The organism is Pseudomonas sp. B10, from assembly GCF_900156235.1.
GTDB classification, from domain to species: Bacteria; Pseudomonadota; Gammaproteobacteria; order Pseudomonadales; family Pseudomonadaceae; genus Aquipseudomonas; species Aquipseudomonas siliginis.
On sequence record NZ_LT707063.1, the window covers coordinates 3,502,700 to 3,527,382 of the forward strand.

Consider the following 24,683-nt stretch of genomic DNA (forward strand, 5'->3'; position numbering starts at 1 on the left):
CCTGAAACCACAAGGCTGCAAGGTTACACAAAACCCTGCGCAGACGATCAGGGTTTGCGCGCGATGATCACCTGACTCTTGGCCACCACCGCATCCAGCGCCTGCTTGATCTGTGCACCGCGCGGGGAATCCAGCACTGCTTGCCAGGTATTGGCCCAGTGCTCGAGCATCGGGTGGTCAGGGTTGCTGAACTCGACCTTGGCTTCCCAGAACAGCATCATCCACATCGACCAGTAGAAGCCATATTGGCTGTGGCTGATGATTTCCAGCCCGGCCTCGCTGACCATGGCCTTGAACTGGTCTTCGCTGATGATGCGTATGTGGTTGGGTTTCTGGAAATACTCCGGCGCGGCGATGTCCTTTTGCAGGTCCTCGGAGCTGGGATGCGGCACGCTCAGCAGATACAACGCACCCGGTTTGCCAACCCGCACCAGTTCGGCAAGAAACTGCGCGGGATCGTCAACGTGTTCGATAACTTCGGTGCAGACCACGCGCGTCGCAGTTGCCTCGGCAATCGGTAGCGGGTTGCAGTCGGTAACGTGGCATTCGATGTCCCGGGCCGGCGTATCACCCAGACGCCGGCGCGTGGCCTCGACCTTGGCCGCATCGATATCGGCAAGAATGATCTTCGCCCCGCGCATACCGCAGAAGTGCACGTTGCCGCCATCACCGCAGCCGACATCAAGCAGCGTGTCGGCGGCGCTCACGGCGAACCCCGTGTACAGCTCGTGAGTTTCCTGGTTGAACCAGCCGCTGAGCTTCGCATCGTAAAGGCCGAGCATGTACGGGTCGACTTTGTCGGCGACCGCAGCGACCGGTTCTGCTGCAGGCTGTGCAGGCGCTGTCGCCGAGAGTTTCTTCAAAAAGCTCAGCATGAGGTGGCTCCGGGTGAGGTAATAGCGGTTCGGGAGGTGTCGAGGCGCTTGACCAGTGCAGCACCGCGATTGCGCATCGGCATTTCGATCAAGCGATAGTTGAGTTCGCTGAGCAGCGCGATCAGGCCGAAGGCAATCAGCACCGTAAGGAAGGGATGTCCGGCCGGGCTCGGCAGACCGCTGCTCTGCAAGCGAAAGATCAGTTCACGCACCAATAGATACGCCGGAATGTGAATGAGGTAGATGCCGTAGGAGCGGCTGCCGATCCATGCCAGCAACCGCTGCAAGCGTCCGGCAGGCATCAGGTAGTCACCGTTGTACGAAGCGATCCAGACCAGCAGCGCACTGAGCACGGCGATCGAACCGATCCGATAATTGGCCAGGGTAAAACGGTCGGTGGCCATGAAGCTCAACAGCGCTCCAATGAGCATCAACGCTGAAATGCCAAGCCATGGTCGGCGCAAGAAAGACGGCTGCCAGCGCTGGTAACCCGGCTGCGCACTCCACATCGCCAACAGCACGCCAAGGGCCAGCGCATCGGTGCGTACCACCATCAGCAACGGCGTGCGTACGGTCAGAATCTGCACCGCGACCAGCGCCAGCAATGCCCAGACCAGGCGTCGGCGAACCAACAGGATCAGCAAAGGAAAGAGCAGATAGAACTGCTCCTCCAGCGCCAGGCTCCAGTAGACGAAACTGCTGCCGTATTCGTATTGGAAAAAGCTGTCGGCGAAGCGGAAATTGGCGTACTGCAGTACCCCGGCGAGGGTCGCCTGAAGATTGGCGGACAGCGTACCGAACGCACCGGACCGGTTGAAAAACATGCAGGCCAGCAGGATCACCGCCAGCCATAACCAGGCCGAAGGCAACAGGCGAAAAGCCCGGCGCAGCCAGAAATGGCGCACCTGTTGCCAGCGCTCCTGGCCCGTCGTGCAGCCTTGCAGCACCGGGATCAAGCTGCGGGCGATGACAAAACCGGAGATCGCAAAAAACAGGTCAACGCCCCACCACGTCTGCGCCCATTCGTGGATCCGGGCAAGCGACGGCACCGGGTCAGTGAACAGATTGTCCGCCAGATGGTGGAACAACACCGCGAGCACCGCGACCGCACGCAGGACTTCAACGTCCATGATGCGCTTGGCGTTCATGCCTGGGGGGCTTCCAAGGCAGCCGCACGATGCTCGAACAACTGCGTCAGAAACCCTCGCAAACGCTGTTCAGCCACAGTCTGGCTGCAGAACGCCTGCAAACTTACGACTGCCTGCGCCGACATCTCGGCATAGCGCTGCGGCTGGTTTTTCGCGACGTCGTAACTGGCCCGATAGGCCTCGCACAATGAGCTCCAGTTGGTCACATAACGCAGGGTTCGGAAGGCTTTGCGCGGGTCGTGGGGCCAGGCTGTCAGCTCATCCGTGGACTCGATGAGAAAGGCATTTTCCGTGCTCAGGTAATCGATCATCGCCGTGGTACGCGGCGCCACCGCCGGCTTGCCGCAGGACATGAATTCCATCAGCGGCAGGCACTGACCTTCGCCGTAGGAGGTATTGACCACGTACCGCGTGGCCTGCACCAGTTGCTCGTAGTCCGGATCGGCGAGGTAACCGTAGATCAGAACGATGCGGCAGCGGTAAGACTGGTTTTTGTACAAATGGTGGAGGATATCGCTGAGCGCTTCTTCGGCGTCGTGGTGAGTGAGCTTGAGCACCAGCGTCGCGTCTTCGACATCGCGAAAACTAACGCAAAAAGCACTGAGCATGTCTTCCCAGTTCTTGCGCCCGTCACCGGGATTGAACACCGAGGTATAAACCACGCCGTCAAGCACCAGCGTCTGCTCGGAGGCCGGCGCGGCGAAGTCGATGCCGTCGCCGCTGCGCAGGTGCACCGGCCCGAATGCATTCAGATTGAGGGTGCGGCTGTCCGCGACCAGTCCTTTTATCGTCAGGCTGTAGGCGGCCAGCGCTTGCTCGGGCATTTTTGCGCCACGGGCAGCAAAGCGGTCCCAGACCGGCGCCGGCACCGCGATGATCGGGTACTCGGCACCCATCGCCTCATGCACGGCATTGACCGTGTAGCTGGAGTGGGTGATCGCTGCGCCACAGGCATGCAAGACGCTACGCCAGTCATTGCGCGGCTCGCCCGCAAAGGCTTCATTGGGGATCGTGCTGAACTCCCACGCAAACACCGGCAGCGTCGGACAGGCCAGGTGAACGGGAGTGCGATGCGGCGGCGAGAACGACAGAAACACGCAGGGCTCGCCACGGCTCAGACACTCCAGATACAGAGCATCGACTTCCGTCTGCGGATCGGCCACTTCCACGACCCGACCGATGCGTTCGAGCACCGGGCGATATTCCTTGAGCACGAAGTAATAGCTGTACTCCGAACGCCCGAGGTTCTGCGCAATGGTGTGCCGGTTGGTTTCCGAATGAATGATGATCAGCATGAGGCGTTATCCGTCACAGGCGCAGCATCGGCGGGGCCTGCTGTCAGCGCAAAAAACTCCGCGAGGCGTTTGCGCACCGGCGCGAAGGCACAGTATTGCTGCATGCGCGCGACGGCGGCGGCAGACATCCGCTGATACTCCTGCGGCTGCGCTGTGGCCATTCGATAGCTGTTTTCGTAGGCGTTTTTCAGCGAGCCCCAGTCGGGGCGGTGCCGCAGCGTGCGGTAGATGATCCGCGTGTCCTGCGGCCAGATCGTCAGCTCTTCACTGGACCTGACCACGAGCGCCACCGAGTCATCGATGTAATCTTCCATCGCCGTGTGATCGGGGGCGATCACCGGTTTACCGCTGGACATGAACTCCATCAAGGGCAGGCACAGCCCTTCGCAGCGTGACGCGTTGACGTAGAAACTGGCCGCCTGATAAAGCCTGGCGTACTGCGCGTCGTCGAGGTAACCGTGCATCACCACGACCCGACAGGCGAACGGCGTGAGTTGCGCCAGCAGGGTCATCAACTCGCTGTAATAGGACGCCAGATCATTCTGGGTAATCTTGAGCACCAGCGTCGCGTCGGGCGTTTCGCGAAACGCCCAGCAGAATGCGCTGATCAGTCGATGCCAGTTCTTGCGGCCATCCTTGGGGTTGAATACCGAGACGTACACCACACCCTCGACTGTGGTTTCGACCACCGATGAGGTGTCCGGCAGATCGAGTGGCGCCGGTTCGATCACGGGCACCGGCGCAGCGCCGCACACCTCAGGCCAACGCTGTTGCAGCCAGCCATGCAAAGCGTCCGGCAGCAGATCGCGAATGCCCTCCCAGTACCAGTTGTGCAGAAATTTCACCCGCGGCACCGGTTCCGCCTGTTCGCGTCCCAAGTCCAGTGCCCACAGGCGCAGATAATGTCGAGCAATGACCAGTCGGCGTTTGAACGTCAACGGTGGCGGGCGCGCGGCTTCAATTGCTGCGGCCAGTGCAGCCTGCTCTTCAGGGCTGATTGGCGTCGGGATCAGCGCATCGGCTGACAGGCCGAGGGTGCGTGAATCGAAAATACAGCCCTTGATCGCCAGTGCAGTCCCGGGATTGACCGGCATGGGTTGGTGTTGCTGACGAATCGTTGCGAAGCTGTCCCACAACGGCGTCGGCAAAACCAGCACCGGGAACGCGTCGCCCATGGCGCGGCGGATAGCCGTTGCCGTGTGGCTCGACAGGGTGATGACCCGGCCGTGGCGCGCGAGCATGCGTGTCCAGTCCTGACGCGGATCGTCGTCCCATTGTTCATTCGGGATCGAATCGAACTCCCAGGCCACCACGCAAATCGTCGGGCATTCCAGATCAACCGGAGTTTTCTGCGGTGGGGTGAAGGACAGGAACACAGTGTCTTCACCTGCGGCGAGCAATTGCCGGTAAATCACATCGACGTCGGCGACAGATCCGGCCACGTGCACGCGCCCCAGGCTTTCCAGCACCGGGCGATAGGCTTTGAGGACAAAGTAATAGCTGTATTCCGGACGCCCCAGACTGGCACTGATGGAGCTGTCGTTGACGTCCGAGTAGAGAATGAAATTCATGGCATCCCACGATGAAGCGCCATCCCGGCGACTTCATGCTATGACGGCCGCGCGGCGGATCGGGTCGGCAGGGCCGGCACTCGTCCGTCATCATCGGGCACGTCTCTGTTCTTGTTTTAGTGGTCAGTTTCACCCCGCGTCGCGGCGTCCGGAAAACAATCGGCCAACTCGCGACGAAGGCCATTCTAAACACATCCATCGCGAGTCCGGGAACCGCCGGACGAGAATAAATCGGACTATGCTGACGAGAACTGACCAGTCACGGTTTGCCCTGTTGAAATTGCCGAGCAATTGGCACAGATTGGCAACCAAACAACTACAACAAAGGCTTCGCCTGCTGTTTCCCCGGATATTTCCTCCGGTCTGACAGCGCTTTCCTCAAAGCGTGTAAGGAAGGCGGCGCAAGTCATGACCAAGGGGTCGCTGTTTGAAAAACCGTCTGTTCGTCACGGGCCTCAGCGGCTTCGTGGGACAACACATTCAGTCTCGTCTGGCTTCGCCGGGATCGTCGTGGGCGCTGCTGCCTGCCGCATCGGCCTACGACCTTACGAACGCCGACAGCCTCATCGACCTTTGGCCGGAGTTGCCGGATGCAGTCATTCATCTGGCCGGCCAGACCTTTGTACCGGAAGCCTTTCGTGACCCGGCCCGCACCCTCGACATCAATCTCTTCGGCACCCTCAATCTGTTGCAGGCGCTCAAGGCTCGCGGCTTTGCCGGGACGTTTTTGTACGTCAGCTCCGGCGACGTCTACGGGCAAGTCGGCGAGCAGCACCTGCCGATCACCGAGCAACAACCACCGCTGCCACGCAATCCGTACGCGGTAAGCAAACTTTCAGCGGAGTTCCTCAGTTTGCAATGGGGCCTGAGTGAAGGCTGGCCAGTGCTGGTCGCACGCCCGTTCAACCACATCGGCACCGGGCAAAAAGACAGCTTCGTCATCGCCAGTGCCGCCCGGCAGATCTGCCGCATCAAACAGAGCCTGCAAGCACCGCAACTGCAAGTCGGCGATATCGACGCGACCCGCGATTTCCTCGATGTCGGCGACGTGATCGCAGCGTACTTCGCATTGCTGGAAAACGGCACACCGGGGCAGGTCTACAACATCTGCTCGGGCCGCGAGCAAAGCATTCGCAGCCTGATCGAGCAATTGGCCGATCTGGCCGAAGTCGACGTAGAACTTGTGCAGGATCCGGCGCGCATGCGGCGCGCCGACCAGCGCCGCGTCTGCGGCAGCCACGCAAAACTGGCCAGCGCCACAGGATGGGCGCCAGCCACCACCACACAACAATCCCTGCGGGCGATCCTGTCCGACTGGGAGATGCGAGTACGACAACAATGACAAAAAGTGCACTGATTACCGGGATTACGGGCCAGGATGGCGCCTATCTGGCCAAACTGCTGCTGGACAAGGGTTACAAGGTTCACGGCCTCGTTGCTCGACGCAGCAGCGATTCACGCTGGCGCCTGCGCGAGATGGGTGTCGAAGTCGACATTGTCTACCTCGACGGCGACATGGCCGATGCCTGCTCGGTGCAGCGTGCGGTAATCAAATCAGCACCGGACGAAGTCTACAACCTCGCCGCACAGAGTTTTGTCGCCGCCTCCTGGGATCAACCGGTGACCACCGGCATCGTCGATGGGCTGGGCGTGACGCACCTGCTCGAAGCGATTCGCCAGTTCAGCCCGCACACGCGCTTCTATCAGGCCTCGACCAGCGAAATGTTCGGCCTGATCCAGGCAGAGCAGCAGGACGAAAACACCCCGTTCTATCCACGCAGCCCTTACGGCGTGGCCAAGCTCTACGGCCACTGGATCACCGTCAACTACCGCGAAAGCTTCAACCTGCACGCCAGCAGCGGCATCCTCTTCAACCATGAATCACCGCTGCGCGGCATCGAATTCGTTACCCGCAAGGTCACTGACGCCGCTGCGCGCATCAAGCAGGGCAAACAGCACGAGTTGGCGCTGGGCAACATCGACGCCAAGCGCGATTGGGGCTTTGCCGGCGATTACGTCGAGGCCATGTGGCTGATGCTGCAGCAGGACAAGCCCGACGACTTCGTGGTCGCCACGGGCGTCACCACCACGGTGCGCGAGATGTGCCGCATTGCCTTCGATCACGTCGGCCTGAACTACCGCGATTACGTGAAGATCGACCCGGCGTTCTTCCGCCCGGCCGAAGTCGAAGTGCTGCTCGGCAACCCGGCCAAGGCCCAGCGTGTGCTGGGCTGGAAACCGAAAACCGACCTGGATACCTTGATCCGCATGATGATGGATGCGGACATGAAACGCGTCGCCAAGGAGTAGGCCATGCTGATTCCGGTGATTCTGTCCGGCGGTGCCGGCACCCGTTTGTGGCCGGTGTCCCGCGAGGGCCACCCCAAGCCGTTCATGACCCTGCCCGACGGCCAGTCGCTGCTGGGCAAGACCTACCAGCGTGCGGCGGCGTTGCTGGACGGCTGGGGCGACATCGTCACCGTGACCAACCGCGAGTATTACTTCCAGAGCAAGGATCACTACTGCGCGGCGCATGTGTCGCGCCATCGCGGGCACTTTCTGCTGGAGCCGAGCGGGCGCAACACCGCACCGGCGATCGCAGCGGCAGCACTGTCATTGCAGGCGCTGCATGGTGACGACGCGGTCATGGTGGTGATGCCGGCCGATCACTTGATCGTCAATCAGGACGCCCTGAAGAGTGCGGTCGAGCACGCAGTGAATCTGGCGAAGGATGGTTATCTGGTGACCTTTGGCGTGGTTCCGACCGCCCCGGAAACCGGCTTCGGCTATATCGAAACCGGTGCGCCGCTGGACGCCAGAGGCGCGGCCAAGGTGCAGCGCTTCGTCGAGAAACCCGACCAGCATACCGCCACGCATTACCTGGAGAGCGGCAACTTCCTGTGGAATTCGGGGATGTTCTGCTTCACCACCGCGACGCTCATTGCCGAACTGCAACTGCACGCACCCGAGTTGCTGGAACAGACCCGCGCCTGCATGGCCGTCAGCGCACCGGTCGAAACGGTCGGCTGCCTGCAACAGGAGCTGTCACCGACGCTGTTTGCCGAAATCACCGACATCTCCATCGACTACGCGCTGATGGAGCGCTCGGAAAAAGTAGTGGTGGTACCTGCCGGTTTCGACTGGAGCGACATCGGTTCGTGGAGCGCGGTCGCCGCGCTGATTCCCGCCGATGCCGACAACAACCGCGCCAGCGGCGAAGCGATCTTCATCGACAGCCACAACAACTTCGTGCAGAGCGAAGGCCGGCTGGTGGCAACCGTCGGCGTGGATAACCTGATCATTGTCGATACCGCCGACGCGGTGCTGGTGGCCCATGCCGACCGTGCGCAGGATGTACGCCGCGTGGCGAAGCAACTCAAGGACAAGTCCCACGAAGCCTATCGCCTGCATCGTACGGTCAGCCGTCCGTGGGGCACCTACACCGTTCTGGAGGAAGGCCCGCGTTTCAAGATCAAGCGCATCGTGGTCAAACCCGGTGGCAAGTTGTCGTTGCAGATGCACCATCATCGCAACGAACACTGGGTAGTGGTCGAAGGCATGGCCAAGGTCACCAACAACGGCTCCGGCACGACCCTGGTCGCCAAGAATGAATCAACGTTCATCGCCGCCGGCCACAAGCATCGCCTGGAGAACCCCGGTGTGATCGATCTGGTCATCATTGAAGTGCAAAGCGGCGAATATCTGGGCGAGGACGATATCGTTCGCTTCGAAGATCAATATGGCAGGACGGTCTGAATGCTGCTTTCCCTGTACCGCTCGCTGTACAGCTACCGTGGATTCATCCTCGGCAGCGTGCAGCGCGAGTTTCAAGCGCGTTATCGCAATTCGCTGTTCGGCGCGCTATGGCCGATCTTCAATCCGCTGTCGATGATCATCGTCTACACGGTGATCTTTTCCCAGATCATGCGCGCGCGTTTACCGGGTGTGGACGACAGCATGGCCTACAGCGTCTACCTGTGCGCTGGTCTGCTGGCCTGGGGGCTGTTTTCCGAAATAACCCTGCGCAGTCAGAACATGTTTCTGGAAAACGCCAATCTGCTGAAGAAAATCAGCTTCCCGAGGATCTGCCTGCCGGTGATCGTGCTAATCAACGCCGGGATCAATTTCGCCATCATCATCAGCCTGTTTCTCGGATTTCTGCTGATCACCGGGCGCTGGCCAGGGATGGCTCTGCTGGCGCTGATTCCGCTGATTGCTCTGCAAATGATGTTCTGCGCCGGGCTGGGCATGGTCCTGGGCGTATTGAACGTATTCTTTCGCGATGTCGGCCAGTTGTTCGGCATCTGCCTGCAGTTCTGGTTCTGGCTGACACCGATCGTCTACCCGGTCACGATCCTGCCGGAATGGGTGCAGCGCCTGCTGCAACTCAACCCGCTGACCAACCTGTTCAGCAGTTACCAGAACCTGTTTCTCTACGGTCAGTGGCCGGTATGGAGTTCGCTGCTGCCGGTTTTCATTACTGGCGTGGTGTTCTGTCTGATCGGTCTGCGACTGTTTCGCCAGCGCGTCGGCGAAATGGTGGATGAACTCTGATGGGACATATTCGTGTCACCGGCCTGGGCAAGGCCTATAAGCAATACCCAAACCGCTGGGCACGGCTGGCCGAGTGGCTGATTCCGTTTTCGCCGCTTCGGCATCAACAGCACTGGGTACTGCAAGATGTCGAATTCGAGATTGCTCCGGGTGAAGCGGTGGGTATCGTCGGCGCCAACGGTGCAGGCAAAAGCACCTTGCTGAAAATGATCACCGGCACCACTCAACCCACCCGGGGCAGGATTGAATTGCAGGGTCGCGTCGCAGCGCTGCTGGAGCTGGGGATGGGTTTTCATCCGGACTTTACCGGTCGGCAGAACGCAATCATGGCGGGTCAGTTACTGGGCATGCAGCTCGAGGAAATCGAAGCGCTGATGCCCGATATCGAGCACTTCGCTGAAATTGGCGATGCGATCGACCACCCGGTCCGCACTTATTCCAGTGGCATGCAGATGCGCCTGGCGTTCAGTGTCGCCACCGCCCGGCGCCCGGACATCCTGATCGTCGACGAAGCGCTGTCGGTGGGCGATGCCTATTTCCAGCACAAGAGCTTCGAACGCATCCGCAGCTTTCGCAAATCCGGCACGACGTTATTGATCGTGTCCCATGATCGCTTCGCGATTCAGTCGATTTGCGACTCGGCGATCCTGCTCAAGGACGGGCGCGTGGCCATGCGCGGCAAACCGGAGCCGGTCCTCGATTATTACAATGCGCTGATGGCCGAACGTGAGGGTCAGGTCGTACGCCAGGAAACGCTCGCCGGCGGCGAGGTGCAAACGGTCTCCGGCACCGGCGAGGCGGCGATTCTGAGCGTACGCCTGCTCGATGAAAACCAGCGCAGCATTGACGCTGTCGAAGTCGGCCAACCGGTGGTGCTCGAAGTGCAGGTCGAAGTGCGCAAGGACATCGAACAGCTGGTGCTGGGCTTTATCCTCAAGGATCGACTGGGCCAGATGATGTACGGCATCAATACCCACCGGCTGAACAAGGCATTGACCGATCTGCACACCGGTGAACGCTTCACCTATCGCTTCGCCTTCATCATGGGCTTGGGCAAGGGCAATTATTCGGTGTCGCTGAGCCTGTCGCGTCTGGACTCACATCTGGATCGCAATTTCGAGTGGCGTGACTACGGGATGGTGTTCCAGGTGATCAACAGCCGTCGGGAAGACTTCGTCGGCTGTACCTGGCTGGACGCCAAAACCACTATCACCCGCGACACCAAGGCCCTGTCTGTCGAGCGCGCGCCATGACCCTGCTGGTTGAATGCACTCACGTATTCAAACACCCCAAGGTCAATTCGGGGATCCAGCGCGTGGTGCGCAACGTCATCAAGCAGCTGCCCGCCAGCGCTGAAGGCGTTGAGTGCATGCCGGTGGTAGTGATCAATGGCCAGCTCTACCGCGTGCTGCAACTGGCGCCACTCGATACACCGTTCTGGAACAGCCTCGAAACCTTCGGTGAACGCCTGGAGCGCCTCGCCCATCGTTTCTGGCAGTGGCATCAGCGCCGCGATGCGCTATGCACTTCGAAACTGGCGCGGCGGCTCCTTTACGTCAGCTATCGGTTGACCCAGTTTGCCGTGCTCGGCCTGCCGATTCGGCTCGTCAGACGGATCAATCGCAGGCAGCTGCTGAAACGTTGCTCGCCGCTTCAACATCACCCGGGCGATCAACTGGTGCTGCTGGATTCATCCTGGCACTCGGACTTTTTCGCCCATGTCGAGCAGCTCAAACGCGACGGCGTCGGCATGATCGCGGTGATCTACGACCTTATTCCGCTGACTCATCCGCAGTTTTACGACACGCGACTGGTCGAAGTTTTCAATGAGTGGTTCGACTGGATCACCCGCACGGCCGATGGCTACATGGCAATTTCCGCCACGGTGCGTGATCAGGTGCGTCGTGAATTGCAGCGCAGAATCGGTGCGGAGCAGACTGAAAAGCGCTGGTTCGATTACTTTTATCTAGGGTCCGAGCTCGACCTGCATCACGGCGCGGCAACGATCGAACCACGCCTCAAGGATCTGTTCGCTGCATCCGGCCCGGTATTTCTGATGGTCAGCACCATCGAGCCGCGCAAGAACCATGGGTACCTGCTCGACGCATTCGAACGCGCATGGGCTGCCGGCTCGACGGCACGCTTGTGCATCGCCGGGCGTATCGGCTGGAAATGCGAGGCGCTGCTCGAGCGGATTCGCAATCATCCGGAACTGAATCGGCGCCTATGCATGTTCAATGACCTGAGCGACACCAGTCTTGAATACGCATACGCGCAGGCCAGTGCGCTGGTCTTCCCCTCGTTCGTCGAAGGCTTCGGCCTGCCACTGGTAGAAGCCATGCAGCGCGGTTTGCCGGCGATGGGCAGCGACATCGCGGTATTCCGCGAAATCGGTGGCGAGTTCATGGCTTATTTCGATCTGCAGAATCCACAAAGCCTTGCCGATCTGATCGAAACCTATCAGCGCAGCGGACAGTTTCCCGCCGCCCGCGACGTCGCTGGCTGGCGCTGGATTGGCTGGCGTGAGGCCAGCGAGCAATTGGCGACACGCAGCCTTGACCATGTCCAGCAGGCGCCGCGCGTGCAAGCGAGGTCGCATGCGCATTGCCCTTAACGCCCGCATCCTGCAAGCGCCGCGCACCGGGATTGGCCACTACGTCGCCGAACTGGTCAACGCGTTGCGCAGCGAACCCGATGTGGACGTAAGCCTTTTTCATGGCTGGGGCTGGAGTTCGGCCCTGCCGGCCGCAGCCATGCCCGGCTACTCGCGCATGACGCCATTGCTGCGAAAAATTCCCCGGGCCTATCAGGCACGCCGCTGGCTGGAGCAGAAACGTTTTGATCAGGGGCGTGCACAAGGGCTCGATCTTTATCACGAGCCGAGCCTGTGGCCGTTGGCCTTCGACGGCCCGACCGTGATCACCCTGCATGATCTGACGCACCTGCATTTTCCAGAAACCCAGCCACCAGCACGTTTGAGGGAAATCGAACGTCGTCTGGCCGCCGGTGTGGAGCAGGCGCGGGTCATTCTGACCGATTCGCAGGCGATCGCTGACGAGGCGCAGGCCTACTTCAATCTCCCTGCACAGCAATTCGTTGTGGCGCCGTTGGGTGTGTCCGAGCGCTTCCGTCCCCGGCCACTTGAGGAAATCGACAGTGTGCTCAAGGCTCACGCCGTCCAGGCACGGGAATATTTCCTATGTGTCGGGACTCTGGAGCCGCGCAAGAACCTGAGCCTGGCGTTGCAGGCCCACGCCCTGTTGCCAGACGCTGCGCGCCAGCGCTTTCCCTTGTTGATTGCAGGCATGGCCGGATGGCAGCGCGAACAGTTCAACGAGCCACTACGCCAGGCACTGGCCAGCGGCCACGTGTGCCTGCTCGGCTATCTGCCCGATGAGCAATTGGCGCAACTGCTGGCCGGCGCCCGGGCGCTGATATTTCCGTCGTTGTATGAGGGCTTTGGCTTGCCGGTACTGGAAGCCATGGCCAGTGGCACGCCGGTGGTGACCACTCGTTCTTCGGCGATGCCGGAAGTGGCTGGCGCGGCTGGCAACTATATTGATGCGGACGATGCCGAGGGTCTGCGTGATGCAATGGGCCGGCTGATCGACGACTCGCTGCATTGGCAGGCCTGCCGCGAAGCGGGATTGCAGCAGGCGGCACTTTTTTCCTGGCAACGTTGTGCACAGGCTACGGCTGGTGCCTACCGCCAGGCCATGGGAGGTTGAATGCGCGTTCTTCATTTCTTCAAGACTTACCTGCCCGATTCGGTCGGCGGCATCGAACAAGTCATCTTCCAGCTGTGCGAGAGCGGTGCCCAACACGGCATCGACGCGCAAGTGCTGACCTTGAGCACAAACCCGACACCGCCCGTGGTGCAACTGGGTCAGCACGAAGTACATCGGGCGAAGCTGGATATCCAGTTCGCCTCAACCGGGTTTTCCTGGAGTGTGTTCAAGCAGTTCCGTGAACTGGCCGCCGAAGCCGACGTGATCAACTATCACTTTCCCTGGCCGTTCATGGACCTGGTGCATTTCGCCAGCGCCGTGAACAAGCCAAGCGTAGTTACTTATCACTCGGACATCATTCGCCAGAAGCATTTGCTCAAGCTCTATCGGCCACTGATGAATCGCTTCCTCGCCAGCGCCGACCGCATCGTTGCTGCATCGCCAAACTATCTGCACACCAGCGATGTCCTGCAGCAGTTTCAGGACAAGACCCGCGTTATCCCCTACGGCCTGAATAAAGCAGGTTATCCACAGCCCGATACCGAACGCATGAACCGCTGGCGCCAACAACTTGGGGATAAGTTTTTTCTGTTCGTCGGGGTGATGCGTTATTACAAGGGCCTGCACATCCTGCTCGACGCGCTCAAAGACATCGATTATCCCGTGGTGATTGTCGGTGCCGGTCCGCTGGAGCAGGAACTGCATGCACAGGCCGCCGCGCTGGGCCTGCGCAATATTCACTTTCTCGGCCGCCTGAGTGACGAGGACAAAGTGGCGTTGCTGCAGTTGAGCTACGCGATCGTATTTCCTTCGCACCTGCGCTCCGAGGCTTTCGGGATTTCGTTGCTCGAAGGCGCGATGTACGGCAAACCGATGATCTCCAGCGAAATCGGCACCGGCACCAGTTTCATCAATATCCACAACGAAACCGGACTGGTGGTGCCGCCGAGCAATCCACAGGCTTTTCGGGAAGCCATGCGTACGCTATGGGACAACCCTGAGCGTGCCGCCGAGATGGGCGTCAAAGCGGAAGCGCGCTATCGGCAGTTATTCACTGCCGATGAAATGGGCCGCAAGTGGACGGAGTTGTATCAAGAACTGTTGGCAGAAAAAGCGCTGTCCTACGCTTGAAGGCGGGAGATCACGCCGTCTTCTGCAACCCGGCCACCGTGCGCGGCATAGCGACAAAACCCGGCAATGCTTCGATCCGTGCCAGCCAGGCGCGAACGTTGGCGTAGTCGTCCAGCGAGACATTGCCCTCCGGGGCATGCGCAATGTAGCTGTAGGCAGACACGTCAGCGATGGTCGGCTCTTCGCCCGCCAGATACGCCGTTTTGCCCAACTCCAGCTCCATGACCTTGAGCAGGTTGTGCGCACGGCCAATGACTTCCTCGGCATTCAGTTGCGCACCAAACACCGTGATCAGGCGTGCCGCCGCCGGGCCAAATGCAATCGGTCCCGCCGCTGCCGACAGCCAGCGCTGCACATGCGCTGCGCCCACCGGGTCGGCCGGCAGCCAGCGTCCGTTGCCATATTTCTGCGCCAGATAAACCAGAATCGCGTTGGAATCGGCCAGCACCACGCCGTTGTCATCAATCGCCGGCACTTGGCCAAAGCTGTTGATCGCCAGGTACTGCGGCTGCTTATGCTCACCTTTGGCCAGATCGACGAAGATCAGCTCGGTCGGCAGTTGCAGCAGCGACAGCATCAACTCGACGCGGTGGGCGTGACCGGAACGGGGAAAGTTGTAGAGTTTGATCGCTTGCATGGTCGACTCCGCTGGAAAGTGACGTCGCTACGGGGATGAGCGCGCCGATGGAGTCATCATCTATGGGTTGCCGGAACAACAGAATAACCAGCCGCTGCAATCGATTATTTCATCTCGTGCAATAACGCCGCTGCGCTCAAGGCCGGATGCTCGCGCAGCGCCTTCACGGCGAAGTCGACAAAACTGCGGATCCGCGCCGGTGCCTTGCGCCCGCCTTGATACACCACATGGATCGGCAACGGCGGCAATTCAAACTCGGCGAGGACGATTTCCAACTCCCCCGCCGCAACTTTGTCCGCCACTTGATAGGACAGCACTCGCGTCAAGCCCAGGCCTTTGCGCGCAGCGGTGATCGCCGACTGATTGGCCGTGACGGTAAGGCGCGGTTCGGTGCGCACACTGAGTGCTTCACCGCCGTCGAGAAACGGCCAGTTGCGTTGCTGACCGATCGCCGACGTCGCCACCACCGGCAGCCCGGCCAAGGCCTGCGGATGCTCCGGGCGGCCATGTTCAGCCAGAAACCCCGGCGAAGCGCAGATTACCCGCCGCACTTCCCCAACTCGGATCGCATGTTGATTGCTGTCCGGCAGCTCACCAATGCGTACCGCGACATCAATGCCCTCCTCGACCATGTTGACGACCCGGTCCAGCAACAGCGCGTTGATCGACACATCCGGATAACGACAAAGGTAATCGGCCATCACTGGCGTCACGAACAGATCGCCAAACAGCACCGGCGCAGTAATCGTCAACTGCCCGCGCGGCAAGGCATGGCTGCCCGCCGCCGAATCCTCGGCCTCCTGCACCTCGGCAAGAATCCGCCGGCAGTCATCGAAATAACGCTGCCCGGCTTCGGTGAGATGCACAGTGCGCGTGGTGCGCACCAGCAGCTGCGTACCGATATGCTGCTCCAGCGCCGCCACCGCCCGGGTGACGCTCGCCGCCGACAGCCCTAGACGCCGCGACGCCGCCGAAAAGCCTTGCTCCTGGGCGACGACAACGAAGATCTGCATTTCCTGAAAGCGGTCCATGGGATTCCTCGGCGGCGGATACGACAATCGCAGCCGAGGCTGCGATTGTGGGAGAGCTTAGATCAACGGTGGATAACTTATTCCACGGTGACCGATTTCGCCAGGTTGCGCGGCTGATCGACGTCGGTGCCCTTGAGCACGGCGACGTAATACGACAGCAGTTGCAGCGGGATCGTATAAAGGATCGGCGAAAGAATGTCGTGGATGTGCGGCATTTGCACCACATGGGTACCTTCGCCGTTGGTCATCGCAGCCTTCTCATCCGCGAACACGATCAACTCGCCGCCGCGAGCGCGGACTTCCTGCAGGTTGGATTTGAGCTTTTCCAGCAGTTCGTTGTTTGGCGCGACGGTCACCACTGGCATGTCGTTATCCACAAGTGCCAGCGGCCCGTGTTTGAGCTCGCCGGCCGGGTAGGCTTCGGCATGGATGTAGGAGATTTCCTTGAGTTTCAAGGCACCTTCCATTGCTACCGGGAATTGCGCGCCGCGGCCGAGGAACAGGGTGTGGTTTTTCTCAGCGAACAGCTCGGCGATTTTTTCCACGGTGCTGTCCATCGCCAGCGCTTCGCCGAGACGGGTCGGCAGGCGACGCAGTTCTTCGACCAGCGTGGCTTCGACGCCGTTGGCCAGAGTGCCGCGCACCTGACCCAGCGACAAAGTCAGCAGCAACAGGCCGACCAGTTGCGTGGTGAAGGCTTTGGTCGAGGCCACACCGATTTCGCGGCCGGCCTGGGTCAACAGGGTCAGGTCGGATTCACGCACCAGCGAGCTGATGCCGACGTTGCAGATCGCCAGGCTGGCGAGGAAGCCCAGCTCCTTGGCATTGCGCAGCGCCGCGAGGGTGTCAGCGGTTTCGCCGGACTGCGAGATGGTCACGAACAGCGTGTCAGGCTGCACCACCACTTTGCGATAACGGAATTCGCTGGCGACTTCGACCTGGCACGGAATACCGGCCAGTTCTTCAAGCCAGTAACGCGCGACCATGCCGGCGTGATAACTGGTGCCGCAGGCGACGATCTGTACATTGCGCACTTTGGCAAACAGCTCGGCAGCTTGTGGACCGAAGGCCTCAACCAGCACTTGATTGTTGCCCAGCCGACCTTCGAGGGTGCGCTGGACCACGGCCGGTTGCTCGTGGATTTCCTTGAGCATGTAGTGGCGGAACTCGCCCTTGTCGGCGGCTTCGGCACCGTCGGTGTACTGCACGGTCTGGCGCTCGACAGCGTTGCCGTTTACGTCCCAGATCTGCACGCTGTCGCGACGGATTTCAGCGATATCGCCTTCTTCCAAATACATGAAGCGGTCAGTGACCTGACGCAGAGCCAACTGGTCGGAAGCGAGGAAGTTCTCGCCCAGGCCCAGGCCGATCACCAATGGACTGCCACTGCGCGCGGCGACCAGACGATCCGGTTGCTGTGCGTTGATCACTGCCAGACCGTAGGCGCCATGCAGCTCCTTGACGGTCGCTTTGAGCGCGGCAGTCAGGTCCGGTTGTTCCTTGAGCTTGTGGGTCAGCAGGTGCGCGATGACTTCGGTGTCGGTGTCCGAGCTGAACGCATAGCCCAGCGCTTTCAGCTGTTCGCGCAGGGCTTCGTGGTTCTCGATGATGCCGTTGTGCACCACCGCAATGTCACCGGAAAAATGCGGGTGGGCATTGCGCTCGCACGGCGCGCCATGGGTCGCCCAACGGGTGTGGGCGATACCGAGGCGCCCGGCCAGCGGGTGTTCGGCCAGCGCGGTTTCCAGTTCGCTGACCTTGCCCGGACGGCGCATGCGCTCCAGGGTCTGGTCGTTGGTATAAACCGCCACACCGGCGCTGTCATAGCCGCGATATTCGAGGCGCTTCAGGCCTTCAAGAAGGATGGCGGTGATATTACGTTCAGCTACTGCGCCGACAATGCCACACATGGTTATTTCTCCTGACTGACAGCCGCACAGATCAAAGTGATCCCACGGGCCTGAAGCTGATCGCGTGCCTCGACGGGCAGGCGATCATCGGTAATGAGGGTATGGATGCTGCTCCAGGGCAGCTCCAGGTTGGGAATCTTGCGACCGATCTTGTCGGCCTCGACCATGACGATGACTTCTCGCGCAACGTCGGCCATGACCCGGCTGAGGCCGAGCAGTTCGTTGAAGGTCGTGGTACCGCGCACCAGATCGATACCGTCAGCGCCGATGAACAGTTGATCGAAGTCGTAGGAGCGTAGTACCTGCTCGGCGACCTGGCCCTGAAAGGATTCCGAGTGTGGATCCCAAGTGCCGCCGGTCATCAGCAGCACCGGCTCGTGTTCCAGTTCGCTCAAGGCATTGGCGACATGCAGCGAGTTGGTCATCACCACCAGACCCGGTTGCTGGCCCAGTTCGGGAATCATCGCGGCGGTGGTGCTGCCGCTGTCGATGATGATGCGCGCGTGCTCGCGGATGCGTTTGACCGCCGCGCGAGCGATCGCCTGTTTGTATTTGGAAATACTCTGCGCCGTTTCTGCGACCAGCTCTTGCGGCATGGTGATCGCACCGCCGTAACGACGCAGCAACAGACCATGGGTTTCCAACGCGGCGAGATCCTTGCGAATCGTAACTTCCGAAGTTTCGAAACGCTTGGCCAGCTCGTCGACACTGACTTCGCCCTGCTCATTGAGCAAGGCGAGGATGTTATGGCGACGTTGAGGAGTATTGCGCTTGGACATGGCGGCCTAAGTTTCGATTCGAAAGATAACGCAAGCAATGAAACTCTATCGAAAGGTTGCCGTCAAGACGCGGGGAGAAAAATTCAGAAAGATTGAAATGACTGTGGGAGCGAGCCCGATCGCGAGGGAGTCTTAGCCACTCACGACGTGACTGAGAGACCGCATTCGCGAACAGGGTCGCTCCCACAAGAGGTTGTGGATAAATCAGGATTTCTTGATTTTTTCCGGCCGCTTCCAGCCGTCGATGTTCTTCTGGCGGGCTCGGCCTACCGCCAACTGAGCGTTATCCACATTTTGCGTGATAGTCGATCCGGCCGCAGTCGTCGCACCGTTGGAGATATCCACAGGCGCGACCAGCGAGTTGTTGGAGCCGATGAAAACGTCAGCGCCCAACACGGTTTTCCACTTGTTGGCGCCATCATAGTTGCAGGTGATGGTGCCGGCGCCGATGTTGGTGCGTGCGCCGATTTCGGCATCGCCCAGATAGGTCAGGTGGCCAGCTTTGGCACCTTCGCCCATGTGTGCATTTTTCAGCTCAACGAAGTTACCCACGTGGGCGCGCGCTTCGAGCACAGTGCCCGGGCGTAACCGCGCGAACGGACCAGCGTCACTGCCTTCACCGAGAATGGCGCCTTCTATATGACTGTTGGCCTTGATCACCACGCCTTTGCGCAGGGTGCTGTCCTTGATCACGCAGTTCGGACCGATCTCTACGTCGTCTTCAATGATGACCTTGCCTTCGAGGATCACGTTGATATCGATCAGCACGTCGCGGCCGACGCTGACTTCGCCGCGTACGTCGAAGCGGGCCGGGTCACGCAGAGTCACGCCCTCAGCCATCAAGCGGCGGCCGGCGCGCAACTGGTAATGACGCTCTAGTTCAGAGAGCTGCTTGCGATCATTGGCGCCCTGCACTTCCATCGGATCGTGCGGTTGTTCGGTGGCGACGACCAAACCATCGCTGACCGCCATTTCGATCACGTCGGTGAGGTAGTACTCGCCCTGCGCGTTATTGTTCGAGAGGCGACTCATCCAGTCCGCCAGACGATCGGCCGGCACAGCGAGGATGCCGGTGTTGCCTTCGGTGATCGCACGTTGCGCTTCGCTGGCGTCTTTGTGCTCGACGATCGCCGCGACCTTGCCGTCAGCATCACGCACGATGCGGCCATAACCGGTCGGGTCATCCAGCTCGACAGTGAGCAACCCCATCTGGCCCGGCACGACATGCTTGAGCAGACGTTGCAGGGTTTCGACTTCGATCAGCGGCACATCGCCGTAAAGAATCAGCACGGTATCCGCTTCGATGAACGGCACCGCCTGGGCGGTGGCATGGCCAGTGCCCAGTTGCTTGTCCTGCAACACGAAATTCAGATCATCAGCTGCCAGACGCTCACGCACCACATCAGCACCGTGACCGATCACCACGTGAATGCGTTGTGGATCAAGTTGCCGAGCGCTGTGGATAACATGGCCGAGCATGGAGTTGCCGGCAATCGGGTGCAGCACCTTGGGCAGCGCCGAGCGCATGCGAGTGCCTTGACCGGCCGCGAGGATAACGATTTCGAGAGACATGACTGGCTACCAATCCTGGGTGGTCAGCAACTGCGACCGGTTTGTGGGAATTCGGAAAAGAAAAAAGGGTAGCCGAGGCTACCCTTTTTTATCAATCGCACAACAAGCGGCTGACGGATTAACCGCCAAACTTCTTGCGGATCTGCTGGACGGTGCGCAGCTGGGCTGCAGCCTCGGCCAGACGTGTGGCAGCGGCGCCGTAATCGAAGTCCGCGCCTTTTTCGTTCAGGGCATTCTCGGCAGCCTTGAGAGCTGCCTGAGCCTGAGCTTCATCCAGGTCGGCGGCACGTTGCACGGTATCGGCAAGTACCTTGACCATGTTCGGCTGAACCTCGAGGAAACCACCGGAGATGTAGAACACCTCGGCTTCCCCGCCTTGCTTGATCAGGCGGATCGGACCCGGCTTGAGATTAGTGATCAGCGGCGCGTGACCCAGAGCGATACCAAGATCACCCAGTGCACCGTGCGCAATCACCATCTCGACCAGGCCGGAAAAGATTTCCCCTTCCGCGCTGACGATATCGCAATGGACTGTCATAGCCATCTGATTGCCTCAACCTAAATTAGCGCCCGTTGCCGGGCGCCGGGATTACAGTTTCTTGGCTTTCTCGATCGCTTCTTCGATGCCGCCAACCATGTAGAACGCTTGTTCTGGCAGGTGGTCGTAGTCACCGTTGAGGATGCCTTTGAAGCCAGCAATGGTGTCTTTCAGGGAAACGTATTTACCCGAAGCACCGGTGAAGACTTCAGCCACGAAGAACGGCTGCGACAAGAAGCGCTGGATCTTACGAGCACGGTTAACCAACTGTTTGTCGGCTTCCGACAGCTCGTCCATACCCAGGATCGCGATGATGTCTTTCAGCTCTTTGTAACGCTGCAGAACATACTGAACGCCGCGAGCGGTGTCGTAGTGGTCCTGACCGATCACGTTCGGGTCCAGCTGGCGCGAAGTCGAATCCAGTGGATCTACCGCTGGGTAGATACCCAGGGAAGCGATGTCACGGGACAGAACGACGGTGGCGTCCAAGTGGGCGAAGGTGGTCGCTGGCGACGGGTCGGTCAAGTCGTCCGCAGGTACGTATACCGCTTGGATCGAGGTGATCGAACCTTCCTTGGTCGAAGTGATACGTTCTTGCAGAACGCCCATCTCTTCAGCCAGGGTCGGCTGGTAACCTACTGCCGAAGGCATACGGCCCAGCAGTGCGGATACTTCAGTACCGGCCAGGGTGTAACGATAGATGTTGTCGACGAACAGCAGAACGTCGTTACCTTCGTCACGGAACTTCTCGGCCATGGTCAGGCCAGTCAGTGCTACGCGCAGACGGTTTCCCGGCGGCTCGTTCATCTGACCGTAAACCAGTGCCACTTTGTCCAGAACGTTGGAGTCCTTCATCTCGTGGTAGAAGTCGTTACCCTCACGAGTACGCTCACCCACACCGGCGAACACGGAATAACCGCTGTGCTCGATGGCGATGTTACGGATCAGTTCCATCATGTTTACGGTTTTGCCTACACCGGCACCACCGAACAGACCGACTTTACCGCCCTTGGCGAAAGGGCAGACCAGGTCGATAACCTTGATGCCGGTTTCCAGCAGGTCGTTGCCGCCTGCTTGCTCGGCGAACGAAGGTGCTGCGCGGTGAATGCCCCAGCGCTCTTCGGTGTCGATCGGGCCAGCTTCGTCGATCGGGTTACCGAGGACGTCCATGATCCGGCCCAGGGTCGCTTTACCGACCGGTACGGAGATGGCTGCGCCAGAGTCGGTGACTTCCAGACCGCGCTTCAAGCCCTCGGTGGAACCCATCGCAATGGTACGCACCACGCCGTCGCCCAGCTGCTGCTGAACTTCCAGGGTGGTTGCGGCCGCGCTTTGTACAGTCAGCGCGTTGTAGATGCTCGGTACGCTGTCGCGTGGAAATTCCACGTCGATAACGGCGCCGATGATTTGAACGATACGTCCGCTACTCATAGCTGGATCCTCTGAATATTTGAACCGTTAAACCGCGGCAGCGCCGCCGACGATTTCCGAGATCTCTTGGGTGATCGCAGCCTGACGCGCCTTGTTGTAGATCAGCTGCAAATCGCTGATCAAATCACCGGCGTTGTCGGTAGCGTTCTTCATCGCGATCATCCGCGCAGCCTGTTCAGCCGCGTTGTTCTCGACCACCGCCTGGTAGACCTGCGACTCGACGTAACGGACCATCAAGCCGTCAAGCAGCTCTTTGGCGTCCGGTTCGTAGAGATAGTCCCAGTGGTGCTTGAGATCCTGATCCGGGGTTGCCACCAGTGGAATCAACTGCTCCACGGTAGGCTGTTGCGTCATGGTGTTGATGAACTTGTTGGACACCACGGACAGGCGGTCGATACGGCCGTCCAGGTAGGCATCCAGCATCACCTTGACGCTGCCGATCAGGTCATTGATCGACGGCTCTTCACCCAGGTGGCTGATAGCTGCAACGACGTTACCGCCGAAGTTGCGGAAAAAGGCCGCACCCTTGCTACCGACTACACACAGATCAATCTCGACGCCGTTTTCGCGGTTTACCGCCATGTCCTTGACCAGGGCCTTGAACAGGTTGGTGTTCAAGCCGCCGCACAGACCACGGTCACTGCTCACGACGACATAACCGACGCGTTTGATTTCGCGGTCGATCATGAACGGGTGGCGGTATTCCGGGTTGGCGTTGGCCAGATGCCCAATTACCTGGCGGATACGCTCCGCATAAGGACGGCTAGCAGCCATGCGCATTTGTGCCTTGCGCATTTTGCTGACCGCCACTTTTTCCATGGCGCTGGTAATCTTTTGCGTGCTTTTGATGCTCGCAATCTTACTGCGAATCTCTTTTGCGCCTGCCATGTAACACCTATCAGGTTAGCAAGCGGGAGCCTCGCGGCTCCCGCTGCGGCTTACCAGGTTTGGGTGGCCTTGAACTTCTCGATACCGGCTTTCATGCCAGCGTCGATTTCGTCATTGAAGTCACCTTTAACGTTGATCTTGGCCATCAAATCGGCGTGATCGCGGTTGAAGAAAGCAATCAGCGCTTGTTCGAAGCTGCCGACCTTGGCGATTTCAATGTCAGTCAGGAACCCACGCTCAGCGGCATACAGCGACAGCGCCATGTCAGCGATCGACATTGGTGCGTATTGCTTCTGCTTCATCAGCTCGGTAACGCGCTGACCATGCTCAAGTTGCTTGCGGGTCGCTTCGTCCAGGTCAGAAGCGAACTGGGCGAATGCCGCCAGTTCACGGTACTGAGCCAGAGCGGTACGGATACCACCGGAGAGCTTCTTGATGATCTTGGTCTGAGCGGCACCACCCACACGGGATACCGAAACACCGGCGTTCACTGCAGGGCGGATGCCCGAGTTGAACATGGCCGATTCCAGGAAGATCTGACCGTCGGTGATGGAAATCACGTTGGTCGGAACGAACGCGGAAACGTCGCCAGCCTGGGTTTCGATGATCGGCAGTGCGGTCAGGGAACCGGTTTTGCCGGTCACTGCGCCGTTGGTGAACTTCTCTACATATTCTTCCGAAACGCGGGATGCGCGCTCCAGCAGACGGGAGTGGAGATAGAACACGTCGCCTGGGTAAGCTTCACGGCCTGGTGGACGGCGCAGCAGCAGGGAGATCTGGCGGTAAGCCACTGCCTGCTTGGACAGATCGTCATAAACGATCAGCGCGTCTTCACCGCGGTCGCGGAAGAATTCACCCATGGTGCAACCGGAGTACGGTGCCAGGAATTGCAGCGCAGGAGATTCCGAAGCACTGGCAGCCACGATGATCGTGTTGGCCAGGGCGCCGTTTTCTTCCAGCTTGCGAACCACGTTGGCGATGGTCGATTGCTTCTGACCGATGGCTACGTAGACGCAGAAAATGCCGCTGTCTTTCTGGTTGATGATCGCGTCGATCGCCAGAGCGGTTTTACCGATCTGACGGTCACCGATGATCAGCTCACGCTGGCCACGGCCGACAGGGATCATGGCATCGACAGCCTTGTAGCCAGTCTGTACAGGCTGGTCTACCGACTTACGCCAGATCACGCCTGGAGCAACTTTCTCGACCGCGTCGGTCTCGGTGTTGCCCAGTGGACCTTTGCCGTCAACAGGGTTACCCAGAGCATCGACTACGCGGCCCAGCAATTCCTTACCAACAGGAACTTCGAGGATGCGGCCGGTGCACTTGGCGCTCATGCCTTCAGCCAGCGACTGGTAGGAGCCCAATACCACGGCACCTACGGAGTCCTGCTCCAGGTTGAGGGCCATACCGTAGACGCCGCCCGGAAACTCGATCATCTCGCCGTACATGACGTCGGCCAGACCGTGAATCCGCACGATGCCGTCAGATACGCTGACGACAGTGCCTTCGTTACGGGCTTGGGAGGTCACATCGAGCTTGTCGATGCGGCCCTTGATAATTTCACTTATTTCGGAAGGATTGAGTTGCTGCAT

21 protein-coding genes are annotated in these 24,683 nt (G+C 59.9%); 8 read left to right on the plus strand and 13 right to left on the minus strand.

All coding sequences use genetic code 11. From position 1 onward, the window contains the following. Positions 1 to 47: 47 nt before the first annotated feature. From BXA01_RS15940 to BXA01_RS15955, 4 genes are read right to left on the minus strand one after another with little or no spacing between them, the layout of a single operon-like run. Positions 48 to 875 carry a class I SAM-dependent methyltransferase gene (locus BXA01_RS15940; RefSeq protein WP_076564698.1) on the minus strand — a complete coding sequence of 276 codons (828 nt, stop codon included), beginning with the start codon at positions 873 to 875 and terminating at the stop codon, positions 48 to 50. Beyond that, positions 869 to 2,023, minus strand: a complete 1,155-nt coding sequence (locus tag BXA01_RS15945; protein WP_076564700.1) for an acyltransferase family protein — start codon at positions 2,021 to 2,023, stop codon at positions 869 to 871. The genes BXA01_RS15940 and BXA01_RS15945 overlap by 7 nt, the downstream gene beginning before the upstream one ends. Next, a complete protein-coding gene (locus BXA01_RS15950) occupies positions 2,020 to 3,318 on the minus strand; it encodes a glycosyltransferase (protein WP_076564702.1) in 1,299 nt (432 codons plus the stop codon). The genes BXA01_RS15945 and BXA01_RS15950 overlap by 4 nt, the downstream gene beginning before the upstream one ends. Next, a complete protein-coding gene (locus tag BXA01_RS15955) occupies positions 3,312 to 4,889 on the minus strand; it encodes a glycosyltransferase (protein WP_076564704.1) in 1,578 nt (525 codons plus the stop codon). The genes BXA01_RS15950 and BXA01_RS15955 overlap by 7 nt, the downstream gene beginning before the upstream one ends. Before the next feature lie 427 nt (positions 4,890 to 5,316). On the opposite strand from BXA01_RS15955, the gene BXA01_RS15960 reads away from it, so the two are divergent. From BXA01_RS15960 to BXA01_RS15995, 8 genes are read left to right on the plus strand one after another with little or no spacing between them, the layout of a single operon-like run. After that, entirely contained in the window at positions 5,317 to 6,231 is a 915-nt protein-coding gene (locus BXA01_RS15960; RefSeq protein ID WP_076564706.1) for a GDP-mannose 4,6-dehydratase, read from the plus strand. After that, entirely contained in the window at positions 6,228 to 7,199 is a 972-nt protein-coding gene (gmd, locus tag BXA01_RS15965; protein WP_076564707.1) for a GDP-mannose 4,6-dehydratase, read from the plus strand. The genes BXA01_RS15960 and gmd overlap by 4 nt, the downstream gene beginning before the upstream one ends. A 3-nt stretch (positions 7,200 to 7,202) precedes the next feature. Then, complete coding sequence (locus BXA01_RS15970) at positions 7,203 to 8,645, plus strand: mannose-1-phosphate guanylyltransferase/mannose-6-phosphate isomerase (protein WP_076564709.1); 1,443 nt, start codon at positions 7,203 to 7,205, stop codon at positions 8,643 to 8,645. Further along, positions 8,646 to 9,443, plus strand: coding sequence for an ABC transporter permease (locus tag BXA01_RS15975; RefSeq protein WP_076564711.1), 798 nt, complete (start codon positions 8,646 to 8,648; stop codon positions 9,441 to 9,443). Further along, a complete protein-coding gene (locus BXA01_RS15980) occupies positions 9,443 to 10,696 on the plus strand; it encodes an ABC transporter ATP-binding protein (RefSeq protein ID WP_076564713.1) in 1,254 nt (417 codons plus the stop codon). The genes BXA01_RS15975 and BXA01_RS15980 overlap by 1 nt, the downstream gene beginning before the upstream one ends. Further along, positions 10,693 to 12,057 carry a glycosyltransferase family 4 protein gene (locus BXA01_RS15985; RefSeq protein WP_076564715.1) on the plus strand — a complete coding sequence of 455 codons (1,365 nt, stop codon included), beginning with the start codon at positions 10,693 to 10,695 and terminating at the stop codon, positions 12,055 to 12,057. The genes BXA01_RS15980 and BXA01_RS15985 overlap by 4 nt, the downstream gene beginning before the upstream one ends. Next, positions 12,041 to 13,171, plus strand: coding sequence for a glycosyltransferase family 4 protein (locus BXA01_RS15990; RefSeq protein ID WP_076564718.1), 1,131 nt, complete (start codon positions 12,041 to 12,043; stop codon positions 13,169 to 13,171). Before BXA01_RS15985 ends, BXA01_RS15990 begins: the two co-directional genes overlap by 17 nt. Beyond that, positions 13,172 to 14,302 (plus strand): glycosyltransferase family 4 protein, encoded by a 1,131-nt coding sequence (locus BXA01_RS15995; protein WP_076564720.1) that lies wholly within the window; start codon positions 13,172 to 13,174, stop codon positions 14,300 to 14,302. It abuts the gene before it with no gap. A gap of 10 nt (positions 14,303 to 14,312) precedes the next feature. On the opposite strand, the gene BXA01_RS16000 is transcribed toward BXA01_RS15995, so the two are convergent. The 9 genes from BXA01_RS16000 to atpA form a co-directional block, all read right to left on the minus strand. Next, on the minus strand, positions 14,313 to 14,939 hold the full coding sequence (locus BXA01_RS16000) for a glutathione S-transferase family protein (protein ID WP_076564722.1): 627 nt from the start codon (positions 14,937 to 14,939) through the stop codon (positions 14,313 to 14,315). Positions 14,940 to 15,043: 104 nt separating this feature from the next. Next, positions 15,044 to 15,970 (minus strand): LysR family transcriptional regulator, encoded by a 927-nt coding sequence (locus BXA01_RS16005; RefSeq protein WP_041476539.1) that lies wholly within the window; start codon positions 15,968 to 15,970, stop codon positions 15,044 to 15,046. A 77-nt stretch (positions 15,971 to 16,047) separates the two neighbouring features. Beyond that, on the minus strand, positions 16,048 to 17,880 hold the full coding sequence (gene glmS / locus BXA01_RS16010; protein WP_076564725.1) for a glutamine--fructose-6-phosphate transaminase (isomerizing): 1,833 nt from the start codon (positions 17,878 to 17,880) through the stop codon (positions 16,048 to 16,050). 2 nt (positions 17,881 to 17,882) lie between these two features. Continuing rightward, positions 17,883 to 18,659 carry a DeoR/GlpR family DNA-binding transcription regulator gene (locus BXA01_RS16015; protein ID WP_041476528.1) on the minus strand — a complete coding sequence of 259 codons (777 nt, stop codon included), beginning with the start codon at positions 18,657 to 18,659 and terminating at the stop codon, positions 17,883 to 17,885. A 204-nt stretch (positions 18,660 to 18,863) separates the two neighbouring features. Beyond that, the gene (glmU, locus tag BXA01_RS16020) at positions 18,864 to 20,231 is read right to left on the minus strand and encodes a bifunctional UDP-N-acetylglucosamine diphosphorylase/glucosamine-1-phosphate N-acetyltransferase GlmU (RefSeq protein WP_076564727.1); all 1,368 of its coding nucleotides are present in this window, start codon (positions 20,229 to 20,231) and stop codon (positions 18,864 to 18,866) included. A gap of 118 nt (positions 20,232 to 20,349) precedes the next feature. Further along, positions 20,350 to 20,775: a F0F1 ATP synthase subunit epsilon gene (locus BXA01_RS16025; RefSeq protein ID WP_016772407.1), complete on the minus strand. Its 426-nt coding sequence runs from the start codon at positions 20,773 to 20,775 to the stop codon at positions 20,350 to 20,352. A 45-nt stretch (positions 20,776 to 20,820) separates the two neighbouring features. After that, positions 20,821 to 22,200, minus strand: a complete 1,380-nt coding sequence (atpD, locus tag BXA01_RS16030) for a F0F1 ATP synthase subunit beta (RefSeq protein ID WP_016772406.1) — start codon at positions 22,198 to 22,200, stop codon at positions 20,821 to 20,823. 27 nt (positions 22,201 to 22,227) lie between these two features. Then, the gene (atpG, locus tag BXA01_RS16035; protein WP_007911960.1) at positions 22,228 to 23,088 is read right to left on the minus strand and encodes a F0F1 ATP synthase subunit gamma; all 861 of its coding nucleotides are present in this window, start codon (positions 23,086 to 23,088) and stop codon (positions 22,228 to 22,230) included. 50 nt (positions 23,089 to 23,138) lie between these two features. Further along, the gene (atpA, locus tag BXA01_RS16040; protein ID WP_016772405.1) at positions 23,139 to 24,683 is read right to left on the minus strand and encodes a F0F1 ATP synthase subunit alpha; all 1,545 of its coding nucleotides are present in this window, start codon (positions 24,681 to 24,683) and stop codon (positions 23,139 to 23,141) included.